Raw genomic sequence first — 5635 nt, 5'->3', positions numbered from 1 at the left:
GGGGAGAACAATGACGAATCACCATCTATCGCAACGCATTCCGGGCATGTTGAATGGCGGCGATGAGCGCCCGGTCGATCTGCAACCGGCCGATCTGATACGGCGGGTCATCGATGGCCTCAAGAATTTGAGTACCGGCGCCGTCGGTGTGGTCCGCCTGGACCTCGATGACGTGTGGACCGAGCAGATGCTCCGGGATGCCGCCGACAAATACGGTGTCACCCTCGTCGAGGTCATCCGGTACACGATCGGCGGGTCGATGTCGTGGTCCGACATCGGCGAGGCGGTGGCCCGAGCCGGTGCCGCTGCGGTTGTGACGCCAGCTCTGCCACATGTGGACCGCCACATCACCCGGGTCTGCTCGCTGATCACCGTTGCCGAGGGCCACATCTGGCCTCGCGGATACCGCTGGCCTGGCGATATCGCCGATCACTCTCGCGATCCGCGGTGAACGCGGCACCACAGCTTTCGACCATCACTGGTTCGACAAACATTGGGAAGGGAGTTTCTTTGTCCAAGACGAAAAGGCTGTCCGAGTTGAGAAAGCTGGGCTTGACTCTGCCGCGACTGGCTGTCCTGCGTGCGCTCACTCGGACCGCGCGGCCCGCTAGCGAGTTGGCTACCGCGTCCGACCGCCAGCATGGGCAGGTCCTGCGGATACTCGACTGGCTCACGGGCCACGGCTTCGCGCAGGAGCAGACCGGGTGGGCATTGACTGCCATCGGTCAACACATGATCGAGACCGGCGCGCATGAGCGGCTGACCCGATCACAGCGCACCATGCTCGAGGATCTGTGCCGCGTCGAGGGCGCGCGGGCATTGACCGACCTCGCCTCCGGCCGCACCAGCACCGCGCTCACGATCACCAGTCAGTGGCTGCACAGTCACCGCTATATCCACACGGTTCCCGTGTGGCGGGTCACGCTCGAAGGCTCGGTTTTCGCGGCGGCGGACCAGCGTGACGCCGGGAATGGTGAGGACCAGTGAACGATTCACCGACGCCTCCGAAAACCGATTCTGTTGCAGGGCTTGTGAATTCACCCCTGTCGAATTCTATGTTGCCGACCGTTGATGACCTGATCGAGGCGATGAGCGGTCGAGACACCGATGATCCGATCTCGGCCGCCATCAGTGCGATGTTCCCCTTGCATAAGCAGCGGTGGCTGTCGCTGTCGATGCTTGTCGATCCCAATTCCCGCGATATCGACGCAATGCTGCTCGCCACCGACCGGCTCAGGGCCGCGCTCTCGGAGACCGCGCGATGGGGTCACGCCATCGACCGGCACATCAGGGCCTCGGCGCGGCTGGCTCTGGCACCGGATGCTCCGGTGGCCGAGGACACCGTCGGAGGGTTCGCCGCCGCGATCACCTATGCGGCGCTGCGCGCGGGAGCCGAGCGTGAGAAGGCGTGGACCATGGCAGCGCGGCTCGGCTGAGTCGGCTGTGTTGTGCCTACGACGACTTCCGCGCCGGATTGCTGTCGGGCACATCACGCTTGCCGGAGCACACAACCTCACCGCATGCGGGCAACGCGCAGTCGCGCACGGGTGGTTCCGCGCCGCCTGCTCGGCCTGCGCTGGTAGGTAAGGGCGTCTGTGTGGCCTGCAAGAAACCGACTGATACCGGCATCGCTGTGGTCGGCACCGGTGAGTGGCCGGTGGCGATCTTGATGCGGTTGGGCTGGAGCTTCGAAGAGGCGATGGTCATGATCAGCGAAATCACCGGGTGTATGGAATCACTGTCGGAGACTGCCCGGTTTGCCACGGTGCCGAAACACGAGGTGACGCTGCTTATCAGTTTGTGCACCGAGTGCGCTCAGCGACAGGGCGACTTTCATGTCGAGGCGATAGGCAGTGGAAAGGTTCCGCTCTACAAGCAGACCGACTACTACCAGCCCAAGCAGGACGACCCGCCCTCCGTCGAGGGCGAGACCGAAAACCACAGCCCCACAACCTGATCGGAAGGATTTCCTGGTGCCCATAACCCTCGGAGCGACCCAGCTGATCGCGACCCGCACTCAGCTCGCCGATACGCCCACCGGCACCATCGTGCGCACCGGCAGCGACTACGTCTGCGTGCTGGCCACGACGGATACCGAAACATGACCAGCTCCGCCCATGACATCGGGCGCTGCGTCACTGCTGCCGTCCGCACCGGTTGACCATCAACCTCGAGGCGTGTGCCATGCACGGCGCGCGCCCTAGTAGCTGAAACCCGGTAGCCGACATCACGGGCTTCGCTATTGCTTGCTGGTGTCTTGGGTTGGCGCACTGTAGATTTCGGTGGCAAGCAGGGACGGTGAGGTTCGTCCTGAACGTATTGGGGGTTTGGTATGTCTGCCAATTTCGATGTCCGTGGGTCTGACCTCGAGGACGAGCGGATCATGGCCGAATATCGCGGTAGCGCCGAACGCCTCAACGACGATGGGGATCTGGCGGAGGCGGGCATGATTTCGGAGGTAGACCTGCGACTGTGGGGTTACCGCAAGCAGGATCTGGAGTCGCTTTTCGGTCCTCGCACCGAGATCACGGCAAGTGGTCGCCAGGTATGGAACCTCGACCACGTCCGCGCGGTCGAGGCACAACAGCTGGCACCGTTTCGCGGACGCATCATGCGCGAGCTGCGACACTGCCTCGATATCGAGACCGCCCTCGAGGCACTCGAGCGCATGTTCGACACGCTGGGCCAGCCCGCGATCGACCGGTAGAGACATGCCCGATGGACGCGAATTCACCCTCCACACACCGAATCCGGTCACCGCGGCTTGACTTGGCATTGCGAGCCTTTGCACCGTGAGGGCGAAATCCTCATAGGTCAGGAGTCAACCGCACCGGGGCAGTCCCGATTTCAATTGCATTGTCTGCCAGCGAACTAGCCTTACCCAGTTTCAGCGGCACTCATTCAAGGCGATGGTTTGATGCTGTCACGTGTGTTTGCTGATGCTGTTCGAGTTGCTGGCGTGGCTCGGCTTTGCGTGCGCCGCTGATGGTTTCGTTTCGTCGAGGGTGAAGCGGACGTTTCATGGTGAAGTGATCGTCACGCCGGTGCGACACCATGTCTTGGCGTGTCTCACCGGCGTGTCGAAGATTTTTTCAGATGTCGGGGCCGGAGTAGGGCTGGCGGATGGCGGTGACGAGTTGGACGTGTTGGTTTTGAGTTTGGTCGGCGATGCTGATGCGGTAGGAGACGAGTTCTCCGGTGCCGGGGTCGCGTCGGTGGAGCAGGTCGTTGACGTGGCGGCCGTAAGCGACCTGGGTGCTGGAGTTCCAGAGGCGCTGGAAGTCTCGGCTGGGGCGAAGTTGGCGCATCAGGTCGCGGGCTTGTTCGGAGTCGCGGTAGGCGCCCAATACCGCCCTGACGACGGCGACGGTGCGTTTGGCTTCGTAGCGCCAGTCGGTCAGGACCGCGCGGGCGTGCCGGGTGAACACCCATGCCCGCACGTTCCCGTCTTCACCGATACCGGTGAGCCATGATCGGAATCCGTCGGTCGAGGCCAGGATGTTCCACAGCGGATCGACATAGGCTGCGAAAAGATCACGTTTCTCGAGGTCGCGCAGGTAAGTCATGAGACCGACGTCGTCGTGCACATACCGGCGAAGGCGCTCGGCGGTGGGCAGGTGCTCGGGTGGGGCGCACAGCTCGCGCAGGTGTCGTGTGCGCGGGGGATCGAGATCGTAACCGTTGATGAGCTTTTCGAGAGTTTCAGGTTTTGGTGTGGTGCGGTCGGCCTCGATGTCGGACAGGTAGCTGGTACTGATCCCGTGACGCTGCTGCGCCACCGCACGCGAGAGCCCCAACTCGTTGCGGATGTCCAAGCAGGCGCTGCCCAAGGTCGGGATGTGCGGCATTGACCCACGTCGTGTGTGGCCGTGTGCACGGTGTGCAGGATTGCGGCTCATGTGCAGAGCCCCCCCCATCTTTCTAGAGTCTTCCGCTACAGATCTAGCAAGGTTATGGTGATTGGTTGCCCCCAAGATGATCTTTTGTTCCTACCAGACGGTCCCTGACACGACAAGGTCATTGCGTCGTGAGATCGCAGTGAGGTAGCTCACCGACAAGCCATCCATCCTCGCGCCCCGCCACGAATCAGCGTGTCGCGCAGACGATCCGGCAAAAATTTTCCTTGACGCTCCCAGTGACAATTGTTCAGCAAACGCGCTGGACAAGCCCAGAATAGCAATTTGACGCTCGGAGCATTACCGCAAAATAGGTGAGCGTAAACCCTGGCATTCCACGAGGTTTCACGGTTTGGATAGAACGGCAAGTCCAAACCGATTGAAAGGAAACCGATGTGGATCCCCTCCAGATCCTGAACGACGGCCTGATCGTGGCATCCAACGCCTTGAACGTGGTGTGGCAGGCGCTGTCGATCATCTTTATGTTCGTGTGACGTGAACACCTGAGAAGCGGACTCCCAGAAGCGCTTTCGCCTCTGGGAGGGCCGCGATAGCACGCGCCCGCCCCCGCGTATTCACCATTCTTTCTTATTTATCGCCCTGACCGATGAAGGGTTTATTCGGCATGTCCAAATCACGGAAATCACCCCAATCACCTCTCCAGCGCTGCGTATTCGGCGATGTGCGCCGAAACCGTGTGCACACCAGCCTGTCTCGCAGCGCCACGACGGTTCTCGCCGGTGCGGTGCCTATCGTGATGTTGCTGTCGGCGGCGACCGCGACCGCGACCGCGCCTGCGGAGATCACTGATCAGCCCGGTGTCACCAGCCCCGCGCAGCCCGGCACTTCCACCCCAGCTCGGCCGCCGGAACCCGTGCCGCCTCCGCCGGTGTACTACTCCCAGCCCCCCGAGATCCGCAACGGATCCGGGTTACGTCCGGCGCCGTCGGTGGACCTCCCTGTGGAGCCGATCGCGTTCGAGGATCTGCATTTGCCCGAACCGGTGGCACCTGTAGCGCCGATCGAGCCGCCGGAGAACACAATTCGAGTCGGGCAGTGGCAAGCACCGCGCCCGGACTGGCTACCCCCCGAGTGCGCCGACGCCATCAACGACGCCGCGGCAGGCGCTGAGGCGCAGGTCGCGACCGCACTCGATTCGGTCGGCATCCCCGCCGGACGCTCCGATCGAGTCAGCGGAGCCACGCTGGGCGGGGCAGCGCTCGGCGGTGCAGGTGGCGCGGTCGTTGCCGGAGCACCGGCCGCAACCCTCGGCGCGGTCGTGGGCGGTCTCGTCGGCGGCACCATCGGCGGAATCGCCGGTGCCGCACTGGGCACCGTGGTGGCGGTACCGGTCATCGGAACGATCACCTCCGGTGTGGCCGGTACCGCGTTAGGTGCGGCGGTGGGCGCTGCCGTGGGTGCGATCGTGGCCGGTGTGCCTGCCGCTGTGGTGGGTGCGGTGGCCGGTGGCACGGTGGGGGCGGGGTTCGGTGCTGGTGTGGGGGTGGGCCAGCCATGATCCCCACGACGAAGGGCCATGCGCGCATCCTCGCGGCCGTCGCGATGGCAACAGCACTCGGTGCAGCTGGGGCGATGAGCGCGACGACTCCGCTCGCGGTAGCAGTGCCGATCAATGGGTGCCCGGCACTGTATTTGCTGGGAGTGCAGGGCACCGGGCAGTCCTCACCCGGGGCGGACCCACTGGCCGATACCGGCATGCTCGGAGCGTTGCTCGGCCC

Annotated in this window: 8 protein-coding genes and 1 pseudogene; 8 read left to right on the top strand and 1 reads right to left on the bottom strand. The window is 63.7% G+C overall.

Going from position 1 to position 5635, the window contains the following annotated elements; all coding sequences use genetic code 11:
- The 6 genes from NA5_RS36185 to NA5_RS36165 all read left to right on the top strand — a co-directional run.
- Window positions 1-451, top strand: a 451-nt coding sequence (locus NA5_RS36185) for a hypothetical protein (RefSeq protein WP_218020244.1), incomplete at its 5' end; no start/stop codon positions are given.
- 59 nt (window positions 452-510) lie between these two features.
- Window positions 511-987 carry a hypothetical protein gene (locus tag NA5_RS36180; protein WP_062993540.1) on the top strand — a complete coding sequence of 159 codons (477 nt, stop codon included), beginning with the start codon at window positions 511-513 and terminating at the stop codon, window positions 985-987.
- 71 nt (window positions 988-1058) lie between these two features.
- Window positions 1059-1436, top strand: a complete 378-nt coding sequence (locus tag NA5_RS36175) for a hypothetical protein (RefSeq protein WP_157110839.1) — start codon at window positions 1059-1061, stop codon at window positions 1434-1436.
- A gap of 197 nt (window positions 1437-1633) precedes the next feature.
- Entirely contained in the window at window positions 1634-1957 is a 324-nt protein-coding gene (locus NA5_RS36170) for a hypothetical protein (RefSeq protein WP_157110838.1), read from the top strand.
- Window positions 1958-1973: 16 nt separating this feature from the next.
- On the top strand, window positions 1974-2105 hold the full coding sequence (locus NA5_RS42960; protein WP_281201781.1) for a hypothetical protein: 132 nt from the start codon (window positions 1974-1976) through the stop codon (window positions 2103-2105).
- 227 nt (window positions 2106-2332) lie between these two features.
- Window positions 2333-2707: a hypothetical protein gene (locus tag NA5_RS36165; RefSeq protein ID WP_062993537.1), complete on the top strand. Its 375-nt coding sequence runs from the start codon at window positions 2333-2335 to the stop codon at window positions 2705-2707.
- Window positions 2708-3092: 385 nt separating this feature from the next.
- Here NA5_RS36165 and NA5_RS36160 read toward each other — a convergent pair whose 3' ends face one another.
- A complete protein-coding gene (locus NA5_RS36160; protein WP_062993536.1) occupies window positions 3093-3848 on the bottom strand; it encodes an MmyB family transcriptional regulator in 756 nt (251 codons plus the stop codon).
- A gap of 802 nt (window positions 3849-4650) precedes the next feature.
- Here NA5_RS36160 and NA5_RS36155 point away from each other — a divergent pair.
- Both NA5_RS36155 and NA5_RS41005 read left to right on the top strand, forming a co-directional pair.
- A complete protein-coding gene (locus tag NA5_RS36155; RefSeq protein WP_157110836.1) occupies window positions 4651-5415 on the top strand; it encodes a hypothetical protein in 765 nt (254 codons plus the stop codon).
- Window positions 5412-5635 (top strand): annotated as a pseudogene (locus NA5_RS41005) (cutinase family protein); the annotation flags it as partial. The gene NA5_RS36155 and the pseudogene NA5_RS41005, both read left to right, overlap by 4 nt.

It is taken from the genome of Nocardia anaemiae NBRC 100462 (genome assembly GCF_001612725.1).
Taxonomy (GTDB): domain Bacteria; phylum Actinomycetota; class Actinomycetes; order Mycobacteriales; family Mycobacteriaceae; genus Nocardia; species Nocardia anaemiae.
Note: the sequence above shows the minus strand (reverse complement) of the source record. Positions and strands in the feature narration are given on the sequence as shown.